Raw genomic sequence first — 1,286 nt, forward strand, 5'->3', positions numbered from 1 at the left:
TGCACGCCTGGTACAGCGTGGCGAATTCACGCGTCAGCACCCCGATCGACCACGCGTCCGAGACGATGTGATGCATCGCGAAGTGCAGCACGTGCACGTCCTGCGCGACGCGCACCAGCGACACCCGCAGCAGCGCGCCATGCTCCAGATCGAATGGCCGGCGCGACAGGTCCGACAGCAGTGACTTCAGGCGGGTGTCCGTGTCCGATGTCGATGTCGATGTCGATGTCGATGCCGATGTCGATGCCGATGCCGATGCCGATGCCGATGCCGATGCCGATGCCGATGCCAGATCGTATTCCGCCCACTCATACGGCGCGTCGTCGATCACCTGCCATGGCGTACCGTCAACGTCCTCGAAGTGGCATCGCAGCGACTCGTGACGCGCCTGAATCAGCGAGAGCGCACGACGCGCCGCGTCGCGGTGAAGTTGACCGGTCAGCCGTGTGGCGCCCACCGTGTTGTACGCGGGACTGTTGCGATCCAGTCGCCACAGGAACCACAGCCGCTCCTGGGTATGCGACAGCGGCGCGCGATCCGGCGAGCCAGCGCGCCGCGTAATCGTGGCAACTGCGCCGGATAGACGTGTCTCCAATGCATCGCTCACGCGCATCGCAGCGGTGATTCCCGCAGGCGTCGGATGCGCAAACAGGATCGGCAACGGAATTTCCAGGCGGCATTGCTGGCGGACTCGCGAGACCGTTTTGACTGCAAGAATCGAATCGCCGCCGAGTTCGAAGAAGTTGTCGTGCCGGCCGACGCGTTCCACCTCCAGCACCTGTTCAAACAGCGTGGCGAGCGTCGTTTCGAGTTCACCTTGCGGCGCTTCGTAGCCGCGTGTCTGGAATTCAGGTGCGGGCAACGCCTTACGATCCACCTTGCCGTTCGGCGTCAGCGGCAACGCATCCAGCACCATCACCGCCGCGGGGACCATGTAATCCGGCAACGCAGCGGACAAGGCCGCGCGCAGTGACACGCCATCCAGCGTTGCGCCCGCATGCGGTGCAACGTAGCCCACCAGTCGCATGCCACCTGTTGCGCCCTGCGCGGTCACCACCGCTTCACGCACGTTGTCCTGCGCCAGCAGTTGCGCCTCGACTTCGCCCAGTTCGATGCGGAAACCCCGGATCTTGACCTGATGGTCGATCCGTCCGAGATATTCCAGCGCCCCGTCCACCCGCCAGCGCACCAGGTCGCCCGTCCGGTAGAGCCGCCCGCCCTGCGTGGAGAACGGGTCGGGTACGAACCGCTCCGCCGTCAATGCCGCGCGGTTCAGATAACCGCGC

1 protein-coding gene is annotated in these 1,286 nt (G+C 65.1%); it reads right to left on the reverse strand.

Annotated elements, in window-relative coordinates; genetic code table 11:
- Window positions 1-1,286, reverse strand: a 1,286-nt coding sequence (locus PQR67_RS38130; protein ID WP_408467941.1) for a condensation domain-containing protein, incomplete at both ends; no start/stop codon positions are given.

It is taken from the genome of Paraburkholderia fungorum (assembly GCF_046026025.1).
Classification (GTDB): Bacteria; Pseudomonadota; Gammaproteobacteria; order Burkholderiales; family Burkholderiaceae; genus Paraburkholderia; species Paraburkholderia fungorum_E.